The organism is Streptomyces sp. A01 (assembly GCF_059026195.1).
On sequence record NZ_JBWLKN010000049.1, the window covers coordinates 1 to 19,660 of the forward strand.

The following is a 19,660-nucleotide window of genomic DNA, read 5'->3' on the forward strand; positions in this document are numbered from 1 at the left end:
AACTGCAAGATCCCGCCCGATCAACTCGACCGGACGGGATCTCAAGAACCGCACCCGAGAGATCTCAGAAACAGTCCGGCCCAGGAACTCGGCGATCTCCCACACCCAGTTCACGAGGTTGTCCGCATCCTGCGGAGCCGTGATGTGCACGACGGGGATCCGGTCGTGGTGCACTTCCTCGACGGACTTCTGGAATGCCCGGCCGATGGCCCGCAGCAGGAAGGTCTTGCCTGTGCCGGGTGGCCCGTCGATCACCCGGTCCATCAGCCCCTCGCGCTGGTTGCGGTTGACCAGCAGCAGCCGGTGCGCCTTCAACAGCGCCGCATCGAGTGCGGGATTGGGAACCAGCCGCAGATGTCCGTGGTAGCGCAGGCGGGGATCGTCGGAGGTGACAGGCGTGCCGGGCGGGGCGGAGTCCGCGAGGTCGGGGCGCCGGATCATCTCGTGGACGTAGGCGTCCCATCCCTGAAGGGTGAAGATCCAGCGCGGCGCCATCGGTGCGGCCCGCGCCTGGTCCAGGATCTGTCGTTCCTGCTGGGCGCGTGCGGCGGTGGAGGTTGCCACAGTGTCCTCCTCGGGGACGGGGCGGGGCAGTGGTGCCCACCGGGCACGGCCGGTGGGTCGGTGGGCGGTGTCTGCTCAGGGGGAATAGGTGCTGTCTGCTGCCGGTGGCCGGTCGCTCTCCCGCCCGCCGACGGGCAGAGACGGATAGGCGGCGACCGCCTCGATGTCGATGGACACTCCCGCATACGGGTTCACCACCGGCTCGGGCTCTGCGGCCACCTCCAGCCCCTGGAACGGGATTTTGGGAGCGGACTTCTGCGCCTTTCCGGGGCCTTGGCGCAGTGAGCGGCGTAGAGCCCGCAACGCCTTGACGATCGCCAGCTGGTCGTCCTTGCGGCCCCCGTCGTCCACGACCATCGCGGTGGCCCGCTCCCACAGATCCTGCGTCCACCGGTCGTCGAGCAGACCCCGGTGGATGAACTCCACCTCAACCCATTCCTGCGAGTACACGTGGTCGAAGAGGTAGGCCACTTCGGGGTGGTAGGGGTTGTAGCGGGCTTCGAACCGGTCGTTGTGCTCGGTGATCCCGGAACGCTGTTCGATCAGCAGCCGCATCCGCCAGTCCGCACCCTGGTAGGTGCGGTTCTCGATGGTGACGCCCTTGTCGCTGATCTCCACCCAGGCGGGGACCAGCAGCTTGCGTGCTTCCTCGGCGGTGATCGGCCGCGGCCGGTAGCCCGTCATGGGCATCAGCTGCGCGTACATCTCGTTCGGCGACAGAATCAGGCCCGGGGTGAACGGGCTGCGCAGTCCCTTGTGCGGCGTCTGCTGGTAGTCGAGGGCGATCCACTGCTCGGCCAGGTCCTGCAGCGTGTTGATGGGATACAGGGGCCCCTTGTCGATCCCCAGCCCCCGGTGGGCGAAGCCGGTGCCGGTCCAGCCCGCCACGTGCTGGCTGAACCGGCTGCCCAGGGTGCGGAAGAACCGCTCTTTGAGCGGCTTGTCGGTCGGGGTGTTCTTGCGCGCGTACTGGATGGTGATGCCGAGCATGTCGCACACATACTTGAAATGATCACTCAAGTAGGGGCTGCCCTGGTCGATGATCACCGTGCGTGGATGAATGACCGGACGCGCCGCAACCGCGCGCGCGAACCGCTCATCCGCCTCCCGAAGGTCCTCAAACGGCAGCGCGGAGTTGGCGGCCAGCGCCAGCGGATCCCAGTGCGGACGCCAGGCAAGCGGGGCAAAGCACTGCGCCAGCAGCAGCACCAGGTCGAATGCCCGGGTCGCCCGGCCGCCGATCCGCTTGCCCGGCGAGCCCTCCCCGGTGACCACCGGCACGACCATGACAGCGCAGTTGGAGCGCGACGCGACATCGATCGCCGAGGTCAACTCGGCCGAGACGACCTGGGCGTCGTCCCCGAGCGCCTTCACCTTCAGCGGAGAGGTGTCGATCTGCACCACCTCACCCGGCCGCAGCGCATGGGAAGGCCGGTAGGGAGGAAGCGGTTTGCTCGCCCGCTGCGCACGCCGCCGCGTGGGGGCGGCCAGATACTCAGCCAGCCCGGTGTCCTCCATCCGCCGGTAGAACGTGGCCCGCTTCAGCAGCAACCGCTGCGCCTCCTGCGGATCCTCCAACTCCGCCTTGAAGCGTTCCTGGACGACATCCAGCACCTCCTCCCAGATGGTCTGGATGTCCACCCCTGACCCGCGGCTGTGGGCCATCACCACGTCCCGCATGATCTCGATGACCCGCGGGCCCGTGCGATGCCCGCTCTCGCGGGAGCGCCGCTCGATCAGAACCAACGGATTCTCGCCCGCCCGTTTCCACTTCAGCCGCATCGACTCCAGCGTTTTCGCACTGATCTCAATCCCCGCAGCCGCCAACTCCCGTGACTTGCACGCATAACGCTCAGCCAGCGTCGTCACTCCCGGCTCGTACCCCGGCCGGGCCTCGCTGCTGCCCGGCAACACGCCGGTGTCGAGCTCCTTCATATGCCGATGCCACCGCGCGGCCTGCTTGCGCTGGGCTTTGGACGGCGGATCATCCACTGCGGGCATCGGAGCCGGCGCAACGGGGGAGTTGTCACCATCCAGCACAGCGAAGCCCGGCGCGGAGACCATCGCCGCGTACAGCACCTCCACCGGCGTGGACGTCTCCTCGGCCAGGAGCACAGCAGCCGGACCGTGGAACGCCACCACCTGGTGGGCCACGCCCTGCCACATCACTCGGTCGCCCAGGCGCACCTGCCCCGGTGTGAACACGCCCGGCCCGCTCATGCCGCTCCACCGGCAAGCCACGCCGTCGCACGGGGCATCAGGGGACGCTCCCAGTGGATGTCCAGACGGCGCTTCCACACCAACCGGTACACCAGATCAAGCGCCGCCGCATACGGCACGCCACTGGCCCGCGCCCCCTCACCGATGGGGCATTCCCGGCGAAAGGCCTCCTCGACCGCCTCCCGCTCCGCGGCCGCCACCGGCACCGGCTGGCGGTAGTCGGCCGCCCACTCCAGATTGGCCAGGCGTACCCCCTCCGGCACCCGCCGCACCGACACCTGCCAGCCGGCCGCCGCCGCGACCTGATGCGCAACCTCCAGATCCTCCCGCCACTGGGGGCCGTCCTTCTCAGGCTCCACAAGCACGACCTCACGCGCCCCGGTGACCGTGCGCACCACGAAATCCGGGCGCCAGCGCCGCTTGCCCCGCGCGCCCTGCCAGTGCAGCTCCACCGGCTCCCCGCCAATCCAGGCGATCTCCGGATCGAAGTCCAGCTCCAGCGCCACCCGACGGCGCCGCAGCGAACCGCACACCACATGCCCACCGGTCGTGGCGCACCACCAGTCGGACAGCTTCCCGGGACGACCGTGAAAGGCCACCGGCTCGCTCGGCGGACGCCGCTCCTCCAGCGCTACCCCCACCAGAGCAGCGGGTGCCGCCGACACCAACTGCTCACACTCATCCAGATAGCACACCCGCACTTCACGCATAGCAACCCTCCCCGCTCATCCCAGGGTGACCGCTGCCCGACAGCGCACAGCGGGCCAGCAGCGAGAGTTCCTCCGTTCGAGGGCATGCTCTTGACAGATCCGCGACGATGGTGCCGTATCCCAGGAGCGGGTTTCTGCCGACGGGCGATGCCCGGCGGGCGGGGAGAAAAGCCGTCCACCCCGCAGAGCGCATGCCGTCCAGCAGCCGGCCAGTCAACTGCGCGGGACGGTTCCATCTGGCAGCGTGCGTCGAGTAGGGGACTGCTGAACTCGGCCACCAGGCTTGCTCCGATCGAATGCTGCCTGCGCGACGGTCTGTGCGCACGACGGCGGGGGAGAGTCCTGTCTGATGCCGCGACGCCCCCGGCCGCACTGCCCTTCGCGGGCATCCCCTTGAGGACTCATGCGCCAGGCATGCACGAGCGCTGTTGCAGGGAGCCCACACGAGCCGCGATCCGGTTGTGCCGCTCCGCCAGCGCGAGTTGCCGCCGCCCTGCCGTGGCGGCTTCCGCACCCGTCGCGGCAGGACGGCTGTGGCGCTCCAGCCACTGCAACAGCGCGTTCTTTCCCGCGGCGAAGTCGACATCCCACACGTCCGCTTGACACTGCACCCGAACCAGCCACCTGCCCCTGTCCTGCGGCGTGCGCAGCCCGGCCTGCTCGAATCGCAGCATCAGCCAGGCCAGCTTGACCGCCTCGGGGAAGACGACCAGTGGTACAGCACGCGCCGAACGGGCCTCCAGCCCTGCCGTCCAGGCACGCTGCACCCACACCAGCGTGTCGGGCGCATACGTCCACCACTGGTACATGACCTGACAGGCATCGGCGAACAACTCCTCGCCGGCCGACTTGAACTTGCCCTGCAGACGCAGCCTGTCCCGGTGCGCTGCAACGCACTCCGCAAGCGAGGCCACAGACACGGCCTCCGGATCGGTGCTGCGCGAGTCATCCGTCCACCGCAGATGCCGGCCGCACACCTGCCAGCTGTCCGCCGACATCAACCACACCCGCTCACTGACCTGCCGCCGGTACCCGCACGACGCGCACCACGGCACCAGATGCCCGCCCTCCGCTTCCCACGGCCACTGCCACACCGCCGGCCCCGTACCGGGCAGCAGCAGGTCATCCGCCAGTGACGGCAACGCCCACTGAAGCAGCCCCACATCCAGGCCCGACAGCACCGACAGATAGTTCCGGCCCTCCGCGTTCACCTTCATCTCGGTGTACTGCGGATACTTCTCCACCTGCTCCGGGTCCTGGGACGCCTCACCCTGCCCGACACGGTCGAGGAACGAGGCCAGGTTCAGACCGTTGGCCCGCCCCAGCCGCCGCACGAACGATCCGGTCGACTCCCCGCCCACCGGCCGCACCTGCACCGGCAGCGGACGGCTCGGCCCCAGCAACCCCGTCAAGTCCATGGGACTTCCTCCCCGCCACAGCACGCCCCACCAGGACACTCGGCCCGCTTCACGAAGGCCGTCAAGACCCGGCAACACCTTCGAGTGAACCTGCCCGGCCCCCGGCCCCCGGCACCTCGAAAACCTCCTCACCCTCGGGGCGAGGACTGCCATGACACCCGGGGGAGGACAACGCGTGGCAACCCTGACCCTCAACGGACTCAAGACACCGCTGCGCGGTCACCAGGACGTGGCCGTGGACGCCATCGTCACCAGCTTCGCCGAAGGCGCCACCCGCGTCACCAGCACCATGGCCACCGGAACCGGCAAGACCCACGTGGGTCTCCACGCCGTACAGGAGACCGCGCCCCATGGACGGGCTCTCGTCCTGGACCCCTCGCAGGCTCTGCTGGAACAGACCGCGGCGCTCTGGCACAGGGAGGGACGCCCCGGCCGCTACCTGGGAGTCTGCTCGCCCGACGAGGCCCTCAGCCGTTCCCTGGCCAAGACGATGACGGTGCTCAACACGCCCGAGAGCCTCGCCGAGGTCGCCGCAGACGTCGACGGCCCTCTCAACGTGTTCTGTACCTACCAGTCGCTGTACAAAGTCGTCCAGGCACACGCCGATTACCACCTGCCGGACTGGGACGTCGTCGTCGCCGACGAGGCTCACCACACCGCAGGCCGCATCGACAAAGCCTGGGGCGCCGTCCACGACAACGACGCGCTGCCCGCCCGCCATCGCCTCTACATGACCGCCACATTCCGCAAGTTCGACCGCCAAAGGGCTCCGAACGGCGGGTGCGATGTCGAAATCGCCTCCATGGACGACCAGAGCCTGTACGGGCCCGTCGTCTACCACCTCTCCATGGCCGAAGCCATCCAGCAAGGCCTGCTTGCCGACTACCGCATCGCCGTCATCACGATCACCGACAAAGAGCTACGCCGCAGCCTGTGCGGCGGCGTCAACAGCTACACCGCCGAAGCACTGCGGGCCGCCGCCGCCCAGATCGCTCTCCTGGTGGCCCAGCAGCGCTATGACCTCAGGCGCACCCTCACCTTCCACCCCTGCATCGCGGCCGCCGAAGCCTGCGCCGAAACACTGCCGCAGACCGCCGCCCGCATGCCCGACCATGACCCGTCGCGGCTCCAGGTCAACACCGTCAACTCCAAACAGAACTCCTTCGTCCGCTACCAGAACTACGCCGCCTTTCGCACCGCCCCGCTCTCCACCCACCCAGCCGACACCCAGCCGCGCCGGGCCGTCCTGACCAACTGCCGCTGCTGCGCCGAAGGCATCGACATCCCCGCCATCGACTCCCTGCTGTTCGCCCACCCCAAGACCAGCACCATCGACATCGTCCAGGCCGTCGGCCGCACTCTGCGCCAGACCCCCGGCGACGGCAAGATCTCCACCATCATCATCCCCGTCTACACCGCACCGGGAGAGGACATCGGGCACGCCACCCGACGCTCCCGATTCCACCTGATCTATCAAGTCCTCATCGAACTCAGCGTCTATGACGAGCACGTCTTCCAGCGCGTCGAATACCTGAACGGGGACGGCGAACCCACCGGGCCCGAACTCGCAGCCCACCCCATCCGCGTCGACGAGATCCTCGCCGTCCTGGGCCTCAACCACGTCGATGCCCCCAACCAGGTCTGGGAGATGGGCTTCGAACAGGCCCAGCGCTACCACACCGAACACGGCAACCTCGACGTCGCCAGCCGACACGTGACCTCGGACCGCTTCTACCTGGGCTGGTGGATCGGCCAGCAGCGCTCCCTACGCGCCAACCGCATGCTCCTGCCCGACCGCATCAAACGCCTGACCGCACTCGGCATGACCTGGCAGCACCCGCCCCGCAGCATCGAATACAAACTCGACATCGCCCGCGACTACACCGCCCAGCACGGCCACCTCGCGCCCCGCACCAACGAACACCACGCAGGCATTCCCCTGGGCCGGTGGGTCGCCGACCGGCGCCGAGAAGCCCACCAACGCGCTCTCCCGTACTGCTACCACCGGGCTCTCAACGACATTTACCCCTGGTGGGCCGCCAGATGGAAAGAAGAGTGGAAACGCACCTACGCGAAGGCCCTCAAGGACGCCAGACGCGGCGACCTCACCTTTCCCGACCTCAGCCCCGACAGCGACGACAGCCCCCTCACCCGCTGGCTCGACGACCAGATCGACCGTCTGGGCACCCTCACCGAAACCCAGCACAACCTGCTCGGCGCCCTCCCCTTCGACCACCCCCTGGCCCTCCTACTGCGCCGGCCTCGAGGCGTATCCGCCTGGGCCTTCGCCCGCGGTCTCCGCGCCGCCCGCACCTTCTGGCGCTACCACCAGCACCTCAACGTCCCCCGTAACTACTCGTGCACCGTCGACGGCTACCCCCTCGACCTGGGCCGCTGGATCAGAGAACGGCGCCACGCCCCCGCCCAGCTCACCCGCGAACAACTGGACGCTCTGCAAGCCCTCGACATGCGATGGACCTGACCGATCCGCCGTCCGCCAGCCCCGCCCCCGAGCCCCGGCCCCCCTGGTCAATGACGTGCGTGAATCTACGGAGATCGGCCCCGCTGCGAGGAGGGGTCGGCGCCAACGGGCCGATCGGGGGCCGAACCGCCCCTGTGCGTTGGCAGCCTGAGCGGGATGGCCACGGGCTCAGCGGCGCCTTCACTGGGGCGACCGGCTTGCGTGTCCGCAGCACGACGGGCAGCCGCCCGGCCGCAGTCTTTGCCGGCCTGTACCGCCGCACTGACCTGCTGCTGAAAGCCCCCGGCGCGGTCCGGCCCGGCACCACCGTCGTCCGGCACCGAGGCGCAGCCCCTCAACGGTTTACTCTCTGCTGGAGCGACACGTCGGCCACTGCCCCCGCGCGCGTGTCCCCAATGACGGGCGGCGGAGGCGACCGCTGTCCACGATGTCACCGGGATGATGTGAATGCCCTGGCAGCACGCGGAGTTGCACACCAAGGAGAGCCGAGCGCTATGCGAGGGCTGCACTGCGCGGCGTGACGGAAACGCGGAGAGGAACACGAAGGTGAATACCGTACGGGTCCGGGTGTGGCAGTTCCGGGTGCAGGGGCCGATGGTGGCCGTCACGGAGGTCGGGCAGGGCGTTCTGCCGGTGGGACTGGCTCGGCTCATCCACATCAACGCGCTCGCCTGCGACCTGAACCGCGTCCTCGACTACCGGACCAAGCAGCTCGAGGTCCGCCTCCTTGCCAGTTATCTCGATGCTCCCGGGACGGGCGGTCCGCTCCAGGTCGACCACCGGGCGTTCGTGGCGAGTTCGCGGCACATCCGAGGCTTCGTCACCGAGAGCTCAGGCCTGGGCATGCTGACAGCGGCGAGTGAGGCGCTGTTCGCCTGGGACAGCACAGCGCATGCGCTGCACAGTTTCGATGCCCTGCCCGGCCGCATGCTGACGGACTACCGGGCCGTCGGCATCCGCCCGGACTTGCTGTTTCATCTGCCCGGCGGCCGCATTGCGGGGGAGGCCCGGGGCCGGCACCGCCGCCCTAAGGCACTCCTGCCGAAGGAGCCGCTCTCCGAGCAGAAGAGCCGGCTGCAGGAACTTGCCCTGTGGTCCGCCTCCCACCACGACCACGCCTATTTCATGAGCTGGGTCTGGATCGGCCGCTCCGGCGTCGCCGTGGACATCTTCCTTCCCCAGGACGGACGCTGGGACAGCGCGCTGGACCCCCGCTGGCAGAGACATAGCGAAGGGCGTCAGTGGCACTTCCCCGTGCGGGAGCAGCAGCGCAGACCACCAGCGCGTCCCCCCAGGCAGGAACCAGACGGTGACACGGGGCCGCTGCTCGACAGCCTGCCCGGCATGCACACACTGCCCACCACGGGCCCGCTTCAGGCGGTGTCCCGCGCGCAGCCTGCGCCCGACCCGCAGGAGCAGGCCGCACACATGGCGCAGCGGCTGTACGACACTGCCCCCGAAGCCGATGCGGAACTGGCGGGTATTCCCGTCCGCGGCACCTGGGTGCCCGCCGACGCGCTGGGGTCCGCCCGGCACGAGGTGTTGCTGGCCGTCCTGGGCGAGCAGCCCCCACGCCAGGTCGGTGTGCGGGAACGCCTGGCGCGGGCCGAAGGCCGCTTCGATGCCTGCCTCGACGGGCGGCTGCTCACCGTCGTGCGATCTGCCGCTGCGCCGCCACCGCGCTGGCAGGACCTGGAAGAGGTACTGCTGAGCTCTGCGTGAGGCACGCCGGCACCCAGTCCTGTCCGGTGACAGCTGGGCTGGGGGGTCACCTGCCGAAGGAGGAGCCTTTGGTGGGGGAGGCGTGCGGCGGTTGCTGCCCTGTGTGTGCGGGTTGGTGGCGTCACCGGGCGGCGAGTCGGCAGCCGCTGCCCGCGACGGGGTCTGCGCTATGCCGAACCGGGCATGGGCAGCGCACGACGCAGACGGTCCACGATCTCTCGCCACTGGCGGGCCTGTTCCCAGGACGGGAACCACGCCTCTGCCCTGGCACGGTCCAGGCTGGTGAATTCCTCCAGCCCGGCCGCCAGATCCGAGCCGTCGGCGACACCCTTGCGGGCCACGGCATGCACCTGCTGCGCAAGATGGTGCAGTCGGTGCGCGGCGCGGTAGTAGGCGACCTGCTCCTGGTTCAAGCGACGTATCGCATACCCGCCGCACTTGCTGCACGGGTCGAAGTCCTTGCTGCCCATCAGTTCCTCGAGGGTCACCAGGTCGTCGTCGCGGCCCACGCCGTGCTCCGGGCGCCGGTGGGCGCAGCCCGGGGAGTGAGCCCGGCCCTGATACTGGCCAGCCGCGTCGGAGGTGTACACCTGCACCTGGGCGAGCACACCCAGCGGCAGGCCTGTCCCGCGCGGCCATCCGGTGTCGGTGTCGGGTTCGAAGGGGTGCAGGTCCAGCTGTTCCATGGCCAGCAGACCGTGCCAGATCGCAGAGGCGAAGGGGCGGCGCGCAAGCCCCCGGTCGTCGTACCCGGCAGTCTCCAACTCGCGCAGGTCGGCCATGCCGCGCGCCAGGGCCAGCGACCGCAGTGCGTGGCCCACGTCTTGGCGTCCCGCGCACAGCCGCACCAGCAGCCTTTCGCCTTGCGCCACACCCAGACTGGCACCGAACGCCTCGTGATGCGGATCGTAGATGCGCTCGGGCCAGATCTCCCCGTCTTCCGGCGCGTCCTGGCCGGGAATGGTGGGCCGGGTGTCGAAGAGGGCGTCGGGCAGGTCACTGGCGCCCGCGATGATGACGCCCTGCCATCCCGCGGCGCAGCGCTGTTCCAGGACGCTCAGTGCCACGACCTCGAGGCCGGCGTCGACGGAGAAGACGACGTACAGCTGCTCCGCGTCCCGCATCGCGGCGCGCAGCGCACGCAGGTGGGTGCGGGTGACCGGGCGCCTGCCGCGGACCGGAGTGTCGTCGAACACCCCCGGCCCAAAAGGCAGTTCAGCCACAGGAGAGGGCTTTGCAGCTGTCTCGGGCGTCGGTTCGGTCCCGGCAGCCTCCTTCTCGCTGTAGGAGAGCCCGTGATGCTGCGTCAGCAGGCGCGCGGCCACCAGTTCTGGTACCCGCACGGTGATGACGGACTGCGGCTGCCAGGCGGTGTCGACCATGTACACGGCGAGGACACCCAGCTCCCACTCATCCAGCCGGTCAAGGAGCGACCTGCGGGAGTCGCGTTCCGTCGCCGCGTCGTGCGGAAGACGCGCGAACAGGACCCGTTCGCCGTACTGTCCGCCGGCCGCCGACTGGGCACGAGTTTCCCATTCGGCCAGTACGGCCCGCGCGCGCTCGAGCATCAGATCGCGCCCCTTGCGGCGGCTGCCCATCCCGTCTGCCAGATGGTGGACGAGATAGCCCTGTTCCCGCGGAGGATCCCAGCTGTCCTCGACCGTCCTTTGCCACCGCCGCCACAGCGACAACAGATGCTTCTTCACCTCGGCAGGAGCGCCCAGCGGGGCGAACGCCGCGTCGTTGGCGGGGACATCCGGCTCCGGCATGGCGGCTGCCGCGGCCGCCCCCAGCAGCGCATCCTCCGTGACCAGCAGCCGGGCCTGGACCTGCACGGCGCGCAGCCGTTCGGCCTTCAGCTGCAGCGCAGCTTCGGCCCAGGACCTCAACCACGGGAACAGCCCCAGCTGCTGGTGCGCACGGTGCATGCTCGCCAGCGCGCCGCGCCATTCACGAAACACCGCCTCGCGCACACGCCGAGCCTCTTGCAACTCCTCCCACGCGGCGTCCTCGTTGTCTTCGTCCTCCTCCGCCTCCTGTGCAGCGGTGTCCGCCGGGGCACCGGGAGCAGGCCGGTGGAGCAGGGTGGCCCCCTGCCGGACCTCTTCGTCACTGAAGGCGTCCTCGTCCGCGTCACGGAAGCTGTCCAGCTCGTACAGCAAGCCCAGCCCGGTCAGCGTGTCCAGGAAGACGGCCAGACCCGTCCCGGGCCGCGCCCAGGACCCGTATGCCCCGCACCGCGGGCACATCCGGGCGACCACCGAGGCATCCAGCTGCACCTCCCAGCCGGTGGTGCGGGCGGAGCGCAGGTAGGAACATGAGGAAGTGGCGTGCAGTTTGGCCTGCTTGCTCTGGGTGGACCAGACGGTGATGGGCGAGCCCTCGAACGGGCCGAGCGGCACATCCGGTGTCAGCGGACCGTAGATCATGCAAACCTCCCCCTTGACCGGCTTTGAAGCCTAGCCGCGGGCACTGACAGCGGCGGGCGGCCGCAGTCAACTGGCCTGAACGCACTGACCGGAGGGCCGGTGCCGGTGACGCGAGCCCGGGACGAGGCCTCGCCTCATCTCTGCCGCTCCTGCACCACACTGTGGACGATCATGAGCCGGTGGGCGGACCATCCGCTGTGGCAGGTGTTGCACACGGTCTTGCGCCAGCCTCCCGGCTCGTCATTGCGGGTACGGACGCCGTCGGGTGCGCCGCAGAACTCGCAGGTACGCATCGACTCCGCCTCTGCCGCAGCCACCACGGCACGCAGCGCGGAACGGCCGGCCCCCTCAGTCTCCACCTGAACCCGCAGCGCGCCGAGCTTCTCCTTGAGGCTGGTGAGCACGTAGCCGGGGGCAAGCTTGCACAACTGCTGGTGCAAGGCGGGCCAGGAGGTCCTGCCAGCCTGGCCCCACCGCATGGGCACGGTCAGGGATCTGCACCGGCGCCACCGCGCCTTGTTCTTCCATCCCGCCATCGTCCTGCACCCGCCGGGGACCAAGCACTGTGTCCGCGCGCTGTGGCCGCATGAGACGCAGTGGAACTTCTCCCGTGTGGGCCGGTTCTCCGCCACCACTCAAACTCCAGTGACACAGGCTCAGCCTTGCTACGTCAGGCCCGGGAAGTGGGGCTGGCACCGGCGGACTCGCCAATGGTGGCCACTGCCACCTGTGAGGAGCCCGCGGCCACAGCGGAACCGCCGGGCCTGCCGCCGATGCTGTGGTGGTGATCGTGGCTTCAGCGTGGTCCGAAAGGCCGGCAGCGGCGACCGTGCCGAGCCCGCGACGGGCAGCGTGCCATGACAGGAGAGCTTCACCCGCCACTGGCCAAGGCGATCAAACCTAGGCCGACCGTAGAGCCTTCCGCCGGAAGGTAGTCCACTTGCGACCGCCAGATCATCCGATTCCCTGCGGAGCGTCGTCCTGCAACGCCGTGACTTCAGCCTCGGGAGCTTCATTCAGCTGCCCGGCGCCTCATCCCAAGCGGACCACAGCGCTCTTCCCGCGCAACGTCACTGCCTACGCCGACGGCCGGGAAGTCGACCAGGCCCTCATTGCCGAGTACCTCACGCACCGGCACCTCGGGTCCCCGCCAAGCGCCGGGGAAGCCGAGGCTGCCGGGGCGTTCTACCATGGGGCACGCTTGGAGACCGGCGACGACCCCACGCACAACGACGCCGTCATGGTGACGCTCCGGTCGGTTGAGGTGTGCATCCCGCACTTCCGCGCCGTCACTGGCGCCTGGAGACAAGCCGCAAGCCGAACTTCCTCACCTCCGACGCCCCTCTCCTGCTCTGGAAACCGCATACGGCCAGCGACGCCTACAGGGGCTTCGGCCTCGAAGGCGCCCAGGAGATCAGGTTCCCTGTCAGCCCCACAGCCCAGCTCGTGCTGACCGTCGGCAGCGGTACGACTTCGGAAGAGGTCAAGCTCAGCCGTGTGGCCCGCTGCAATCAGGACCTTGCCGACAGCTGCGAACGGGTCGTCGTCGGGCACCCGGACCGGCATGCGGCACTCCACAAAGTCGAGCTGAGCCAGCGAGGGCCCACGCTGCGGTTCCACATAGCCCCCGGCATCCAGAGGAACCCGGACGGTACCGAAGAGCCCATGGGGGACATCCTGCAACTTTGGACCACCCGCCGCTGACAGGACATGCGCCAAGCGTCGGCCAGAGCGGGAAACCCGGTGCCGCTGGGGCCGTTTGGCCTGCCACCATCAGGCAGGACTTGAACCAGGCGAGGCACGATGGCCAACTTCCGATTCGGATCGAACGACTACACCGTTAACATCCGGGCGCAGCAGCACGTCAACTTCTTCCCGGGCTGGGACGTACACCGCCTCGCTCTGACCTTTGAGGTGACCGCGCACGACAACTACATCGTCGACGCACCGTTCCTCGTCCCCGGCAACCTCTGGACGCACGAGATGCCCGGCCCCGCGAGCTGGATCAGCGTCCTGCACGCCCCTGGGCCGATCGGGCTGAAGTCGTTCGGGACGATGCTCACGCTCGAGACGACCGTGACGGACCAGTTGCTGCGTGGCCGGGAGAAGACCCGGGCGGGCGCCGACCTGACCCTGCGCGCCGACCTCACCCTGACCGGGCTGGCAGAAACAAAGCACTGGCCCGCAGCCACCGATCAGGAAATCATCCGCATCCCGCACGCGACGTGGAGCAACGCCCTGACCCAGCTCGACGTCGACGCCTTCGTCGACGTCCTCATCCCGATCACCACCGTGGAGGCCCGTGACACCGCCGCACGCCGGATCCGCGAGGCGAAGACCGCGATCCGCGACCAGCGCTACGAGCACGCCGTGACGCTCGCCCGCGCGGCCCTCGATGCCGTACGCGAGCCCTGCGACACCCAGAAGGTGAACATGCAGGCGCTGGCGAAGAAGCCGGCGGAGCGGGACCAGGAGGAGCGCTGGGCGGTGCTCATCCAGAGCGCCTTCAACCTCTTCAGCGGTGCCCCGCACGACGACACCGGCACCACGGAGAACTTCACCTGGGCCCGCGCCGACGCCGTCGCGGCCGTGGCCACCGCCGCGGGCCTGCTCGCCCGGCTGGAAGACCTTACGTAGCGCGCCAGCGACGCCCTGAGTGCCGAAGGCCCGGTCCAGACGGTCCGGGCTTTCGGCCCAGACGATGGTGATCTCGGGGTGCATGAGACGAGCAGGAAGCCACCTCGTAGTCCGCCGGAAGCAACATCACCGGACTCCACGAAACTCGGGGTAGCTCAACGAGGGTGCGAAACCGTTGGCTGGTCGGCCCCGATGTGTGGTGAGGTTGGCTGGTGGGTTCTCGTTCGAAGCGTCACGAAGCGCGAAAGAAGAGGCAACGCCGTGCTGGTCAAGCATCGCCGGCGTTCGACCCGCATGCGCAGGTGATTGTTGACTCCTGGGCGTCGTTGGTGGGGCTCATGGCCAAGTTCGCTGCGGCCGACGACCCTGAGGCGGCGGTCGGCACAGCGTTCGACGACGCCGTCGCCGAGTTCGTCACGAAGCTGCGGCGATTCGACGCGATCCGGCTCATCGAGGTAGCTCGTCTGGCGTTCCTGCCGATGGCACCGGGCGAGATGCCGGTCACCACGGAGGCCGGCGCCGCGCAGGTCGAACTGCTGGCACTGGTTGCTCTCGCCGCCCAGCAGGACACGGCGGCGGTCGGTACCCCCGACCCCGACGCGGTCGAGGATCAGGAAATGAGCCACTTTGTCGCCGAGGCGAAGGAGGAGCTCGACGCGCTTCTCGGTCTTGCACAGATGCGGTCCTTTGCCGCCGTGGACCCGACCGACGAGCTTGCCTTGGTGTCCTTGCTCATCCAGGGCGCCGAGGTGTGGATGCGCAACTCGTCCTACCCGGAGATGGTCGAGGCGACCAATCTTGCGCTCCTTGACGGCGACCCGAACGTCCGCGCGGCGCTGAACGTCGAGCTCGGCTTCGACGCGACCGACGCCCTGGCGGTTCTGGATGCATGCCACGACCTGCAACAGGTCAGCATGAACGACCGCATAGATGCGATGCGCAGAGCGACATTGGACGCGAGGGCGTCCATGCAGGCCGGCCAGGTCGACGATGGGCTGATGGAACTCGCCCGGTCCAGTCTCGTGTCGATGTTCGAGCCCGATGCCAACGGGGCCACGGTCGCGATCGAGGATGTCGTCGCGCACACGGGCATTGCCGAGGAACGTGTCAGAGCCGTCGTCGAACGGTTCCGCCTCGACCTCGGGACAGCCACTCCCGCGGAGGTCGTCGACGCGTTCACAACCGGCAAGAATCCGATGCGTGTCCGACCGCTCATCGTCGGCAACAACGGACGCATCATGCTGCCGCACCCTGCGCTGAACGTGTTCGCCGTCCGGGAGAACCTCGAAGAGCACCTCAAGACGTCGGCCGTGTGGAGCAGGTACGCGAAGCACCGCGGCGACCTTCTCGAGGACCGCACTCGCGCCGCGCTGGGCCGCGTACTCCCTGGCGCCCACTACCGGGACGCATTCGAGTACTACGTGCCCGCGAACGCCGCGGAAGGGACGACCGCCGATCCGGCGAAGTACACCAAGCGCGTCGAGGGCGACCACCTTGTCCTCCTCGACGACGTCGCGATCATCGTGGAGGACAAGGCTGTCGCGTTGAGCGCCCTCTCCCGCGGAGGGAAGACGACACGGATCCGTACTGATCTGACCGGCATCATCACGAAGGCGGCCGAGCAGGCTGGTCGGATGCGGGACGGAATCGAGCGGGACGGAGGCCTGCGCATCGAAGGTGAAGGCTGGGTCGACCTCAGCCACATCCGCGAGATCCACACCATCGCAGTCAGCCTCGACGACCTCTCGACCGTCCTGACTGCCACCGCAGCGCTGGTGAGAGCTGGCGTGCTCAGGCTCGACAACATCCCCTGGACTGTGTCGCTACACGACCTCGAGCTGATCGCCGAACTCGTCGCGCGCCCAGCTGAGTTCCTTCTCTACCTTCGCCGGCGTCGCAACCCTGACGTCACCGTCATGTTCAATGCGTCGGACGAACTGGACCTGTTCCTGTACTTCTTCGAGGCGGGCCTTTGGGTCGAACCCGACCCGGCACAGGTACGTGCCGCGTTCCCGTTCATACCTGAGCCGACCACAGCTGAGCTGCGCCGCTACCGCTCACAGAAGCCGGTCTTCCTAAGCAGTCGTACGGACGCCCTCGACAAGTGGTTTCACACCAAGGAATGCGCTGGCGCAGGTCCCGAATCCGCGCCGAAGCCGGCGATGGTGCCGTCTCCGGTCGCGCCTCTCGTCGATGAACTGCAGTCATGGAACGTCACCGGATGGCTCAGTATCGGCGCGACACTGCTGTCAGGGGCGACGAGCGTCCAGCACAAGTTCGCGCGCCACGGTGACGAACTCCTTGACAAGCCGTTTCCGAATGGCCCAGGCCGCAGTCTCACCCTGCCTATCACGGCCAGCGTCGACCCGGCCGAAGGATGGCTGTTCGTCTGGGCCACTCGCCCGGTCGGAGAGGACTCCGCTGACGCAGAAAAGAACAAGCGTGACTACCTGCGTGCGAAGAAGCACCAGCTCGGCCTCCCGCGAGGCGTCGTCTTCCTGTACGACGAACCGACCCGCGCTCTCGTCGGCGCCTTCTACGACGGACACATCGGGCCGCTCGACACCACGCTGACGGCCACCCTGAGGTCCTTGCGGCCCGCCGCGGATCTTCAGCGCGCGCTCCATCCGAACGCCAAACGGCCGCCGCGCGACACGAGGAGCACTCCGAGACCGAAGCAGAAGCAAAAGCGGAAGCGTTAGTACCTCAACCGAAGTCTGGCGACGGACAGCCAGCGGCCAGGGCGGGGAGTCCCGCGCGGCCAGTTCTGAGCGGCCAGGTTCGGCCCGCATCACATCAGTGATCACCAACCTGAGACTCCGTGACGCGCGCGAACGTGCGTCAGAGATGTGAGATGTGGAGGCCTAGGGCCAGGCTCGGCAGCTTCTCCCACTTTGGCGATGGTGCACCGAGGTGCTGTGCCGCCCCCTCTGCGGTGAGGCGAACCACAGATCGGAAGACCCTGATGCAGTCTTCAGCGTCGTCCAGTCGGAGTGTCGGAGCTGCCTTTGCCTTCGCTGAAGACTTGGGATCGCGGACAGCCCCCAGAATCGGGAGCGAGTGGATCGTGTTGTGGCCGTGGGCGACGTCGTGTCGGACACGCAGCCATTGAGTGATCACCTCAGCGACGTGCTTGGGTTCGACCAGGACGTCTTGGTTTCCCCGGCCGCCGCGCTGAGTCCAAGTCCATGTCGGTCTGGGGTCATAGCCGACTCGCCTGAGGAGCGACTGGGACTGGCTCGGCCCCGGGGTGGAGAACTTCTCCAGCGCAGCGTTGAAGTCGGTTGTCCATCTGTGCATGGCTGCGTGCAGCAGGCGTGTTCCCGCGGGGGCAGTCCGCAGTTCAGCCAGTGCCGAATCCCGCAAGGCCTTGGCTGCGTCCTGGATGAACGCCTGCCAGGATGCGACGGCAAGGACGATCGTGCCTCTGTTCACCGAGGTCTCGACCTTCCGCCGCCCAGGTCCACCGCTGCCCGCGGCCTGGTGAACCGCGATCAGGTTGTCGCAGTGGGTCATCGCCCTAGCGAAGTTGTCCACTGCATCCTGAATATCCATTTCACGGTCTCTTCTCTGCCGAATCCTCCGCCATCTCAGCGCAGTTGATTCTCACCGATCCCCGCCGCCCGAACGCCTTCCAAGGTGCCTGCGCGCCTTGTGATGATCTGCGGGTTTTTGTTGGTGGTGGTTCGGCGTGGTGATGTCAGTGCTGTAGGTATCGGGTTTCTGCTGTTCAGCGTGTTGTGGTCGGTGGTTCGAGTGTGCTCGTGCTCGGGGTTGAGGACGCGCAGGTTGATGAACGCGGCCAACTGCGCCGGCTCGCGGGGTGTGGAGAACTTCAGCAGGGCCTTGGCGGGGGCGCTGACGCTCCCGCTCGTGCTCTTCCCGCTCTCGTCCTTGCTGACGGGCTTGTAGCGGCTCGGTGCCTGCTGCTTCGCGAGGGTCTCCACGATCCGCGCATCGTGCGCCCTCAGCGCCTCCAGCAGCTTGGCGAGACCGCCGAACGCCCTGTTGGTCAGCATGTTGTCCGCCGTCTCATCCGGCCCGAGCAGCACCGGCACCACGAGCGACGCCATCTTGCCCTCGCCCGGCTGCATCCGCAGCGCCCGGCCTACGACTTGGACCAGGTCGAGCATCGAGCCGCGGACGTCGGCCCAGTACACGGAGCCGCAGTGTTTCGTGTCGATTATCTAGACATCTCACCGGGTTATGACGTCAAGCCGCGAGGCCGACGGCGGGGGCGAAGGCCTGTTCCTCGTCGAAGTGAACGCGGTGTCGGAGGCAGTGGTGCAGCTGGCCGAGCATCCGGTTGAAGAGGTTCCTCAGGGCGGAGGCGTGCCAGTCGCCCTTCTCTCGTCGGCGCCCGTAGTGGGCGTGTGCGCCCGTGGAGGCTCGCAGGGAGGCGAAGGCCCAGAGGTAGCCGGCGTGGACGAGGCGATCGTTTTTGCCGTGCCGGCGCCCGACGTACCGTTTCTTGCCGGAGGCGCGGGTGATCGGTGCTGAACCGGCGTATGCCTTCAGCGAGCGGGAATCGGCGAAGCGCGTCTTGTCGTCGCCGATCTCCGCCAGCACCCGGGCGCCGAGCTGGGGGCCCAGGCCCGGGAAGCTGAGGATGATCTCGGCGTCCGCGTGCTGACGGAAGGCTTCTTCGGTGGCCGAGGCGAGGTCGTCGGCGCCTTCGCAGACGGCGTCGAGCTGGCGCAGGAAGGCGAGCATCTGACGGCCCATCGCTTCTTCGATGAGCGTCGGCTGGTGGGCGTACTCGGCTCGGAAGATCGCCTGAAGCCGTGCCGTCTCGTTGTCGACGGCCCGTTTGCGGCCCGCCCGTTTGAGGGCAGCACGGATCTGCGGTTTCGAGAGCTTGGCCGCCGCAGTCGAGGTAGGGGCGAGGGCGAGGACCGTGCGGGCCTCGCGGTGCGCGAGGCCGCCTTCCCGGCCGGTCACGAACGCGGCCAGGGCTGCGGGGTAGTACTCGCGCAGCAGGGATCGAAGCTGGTTGGAGACCTGGACGCGGCTCCAGACCGCGTCCTGCTGGGCGCGGGCCAGGACCGCGATGGATCGGGCGAGTTCGCTGTCCTCGGGCAGAGGGCGGTGCATGGCCAGGTCGGTGCGCAGGATGTGCGCGAGGACCAGGGCGTCGCCGGCGTCGGACTTCTTGCCGGAGACGCCGTGCCGGTCGCGGTACCGGGAGGCGGCGAGCGGGTTGATTGCGTAGACGGGTCGGCCGCCGGCACGGAGGACGGCGACCAGCAGGCCGCGGCTGGTCTCGATCGAGACGGGTATCGGCTTCTCCGCGGAGTCGCCGTGTTCGGCCAGGAGCTCTTGGAGCTTGGAGTAGTCGGCCGCATCATCGGTGATGCGGTCCTTGGCCAGCAGGTCTCCGGCCTCGTTGATCAGGGTCGTGGTGCTTCTCCGCCCAGTCGATACCGCAGAACACGGTCACGCTATCCCCTCCGTAGTGCTATCTGTGCTGGTAGCAAG

13 protein-coding genes and 1 pseudogene are annotated in these 19,660 nt (G+C 68.4%); 5 read left to right on the forward strand and 9 right to left on the reverse strand.

What is annotated here, in order from left to right; translation table 11 throughout:
• The 4 genes from AC5P1B_RS34450 to AC5P1B_RS34465 all read right to left on the reverse strand — a co-directional run.
• On the reverse strand, window positions 1-564 hold a 564-nt coding region (locus AC5P1B_RS34450), incomplete at its 3' end, for a P-loop NTPase family protein (protein ID WP_493891959.1).
• A gap of 75 nt (window positions 565-639) precedes the next feature.
• Complete coding sequence (locus AC5P1B_RS34455; protein ID WP_493891960.1) at window positions 640-2,784, reverse strand: transposase family protein; 2,145 nt, start codon at window positions 2,782-2,784, stop codon at window positions 640-642.
• Window positions 2,781-3,494 (reverse strand): TnsA-like heteromeric transposase endonuclease subunit, encoded by a 714-nt coding sequence (locus tag AC5P1B_RS34460; protein ID WP_493891961.1) that lies wholly within the window; start codon window positions 3,492-3,494, stop codon window positions 2,781-2,783. The genes AC5P1B_RS34455 and AC5P1B_RS34460 overlap by 4 nt, the downstream gene beginning before the upstream one ends.
• 401 nt (window positions 3,495-3,895) lie before the next feature.
• A complete protein-coding gene (locus AC5P1B_RS34465) occupies window positions 3,896-4,912 on the reverse strand; it encodes a TniQ family protein (protein ID WP_493891962.1) in 1,017 nt (338 codons plus the stop codon).
• Window positions 4,913-5,087: 175 nt separating this feature from the next.
• Here AC5P1B_RS34465 and AC5P1B_RS34470 point away from each other — a divergent pair, with 175 nt between their 5' ends.
• Window positions 5,088-7,394 carry a helicase associated domain-containing protein gene (locus AC5P1B_RS34470; protein WP_493891963.1) on the forward strand — a complete coding sequence of 769 codons (2,307 nt, stop codon included), beginning with the start codon at window positions 5,088-5,090 and terminating at the stop codon, window positions 7,392-7,394.
• Window positions 7,395-7,940: 546 nt separating this feature from the next.
• Window positions 7,941-9,116, forward strand: coding sequence for a hypothetical protein (locus AC5P1B_RS34475; RefSeq protein WP_493891964.1), 1,176 nt, complete (start codon window positions 7,941-7,943; stop codon window positions 9,114-9,116).
• 167 nt (window positions 9,117-9,283) lie between these two features.
• Here the strand turns inward: AC5P1B_RS34475 and AC5P1B_RS34480 are convergent, their stop codons facing one another.
• Both AC5P1B_RS34480 and AC5P1B_RS34485 read right to left on the reverse strand, forming a co-directional pair.
• The gene (locus tag AC5P1B_RS34480) at window positions 9,284-11,545 is read right to left on the reverse strand and encodes a hypothetical protein (RefSeq protein ID WP_493891965.1); all 2,262 of its coding nucleotides are present in this window, start codon (window positions 11,543-11,545) and stop codon (window positions 9,284-9,286) included.
• Between the two features lie 134 nt (window positions 11,546-11,679).
• Window positions 11,680-12,030: a hypothetical protein gene (locus tag AC5P1B_RS34485; protein ID WP_493891966.1), complete on the reverse strand. Its 351-nt coding sequence runs from the start codon at window positions 12,028-12,030 to the stop codon at window positions 11,680-11,682.
• A gap of 781 nt (window positions 12,031-12,811) precedes the next feature.
• Between AC5P1B_RS34485 and AC5P1B_RS34490 the strand changes: the two genes are divergently transcribed.
• The 3 genes from AC5P1B_RS34490 to AC5P1B_RS34500 all read left to right on the forward strand — a co-directional run bounded on the left by AC5P1B_RS34490 (window position 12,812) and on the right by AC5P1B_RS34500 (window position 16,884).
• On the forward strand, window positions 12,812-13,249 hold the full coding sequence (locus tag AC5P1B_RS34490; RefSeq protein WP_493891967.1) for a DUF4238 domain-containing protein: 438 nt from the start codon (window positions 12,812-12,814) through the stop codon (window positions 13,247-13,249).
• A 99-nt stretch (window positions 13,250-13,348) separates the two neighbouring features.
• Window positions 13,349-14,182: a hypothetical protein gene (locus tag AC5P1B_RS34495; protein WP_493891968.1), complete on the forward strand. Its 834-nt coding sequence runs from the start codon at window positions 13,349-13,351 to the stop codon at window positions 14,180-14,182.
• 338 nt (window positions 14,183-14,520) lie between these two features.
• Window positions 14,521-16,884, forward strand: a complete 2,364-nt coding sequence (locus AC5P1B_RS34500) for a preprotein translocase subunit SecA (RefSeq protein WP_493891969.1) — start codon at window positions 14,521-14,523, stop codon at window positions 16,882-16,884.
• 139 nt (window positions 16,885-17,023) lie between these two features.
• On the opposite strand, the gene AC5P1B_RS34505 is transcribed toward AC5P1B_RS34500, so the two are convergent.
• The 3 genes and pseudogenes from AC5P1B_RS34505 to AC5P1B_RS34515 all read right to left on the reverse strand — a co-directional run bounded on the left by AC5P1B_RS34505 (window position 17,024) and on the right by AC5P1B_RS34515 (window position 19,622).
• Complete coding sequence (locus AC5P1B_RS34505) at window positions 17,024-17,737, reverse strand: hypothetical protein (RefSeq protein WP_493891970.1); 714 nt, start codon at window positions 17,735-17,737, stop codon at window positions 17,024-17,026.
• 35 nt (window positions 17,738-17,772) lie between these two features.
• Window positions 17,773-18,342 (reverse strand): hypothetical protein, encoded by a 570-nt coding sequence (locus AC5P1B_RS34510; protein ID WP_493891971.1) that lies wholly within the window; start codon window positions 18,340-18,342, stop codon window positions 17,773-17,775.
• Window positions 18,343-18,394: 52 nt separating this feature from the next.
• A pseudogene (locus tag AC5P1B_RS34515) lies at window positions 18,395-19,622 on the reverse strand (IS110 family RNA-guided transposase).
• Between the last annotated feature and the right edge of the window lie 38 nt (window positions 19,623-19,660).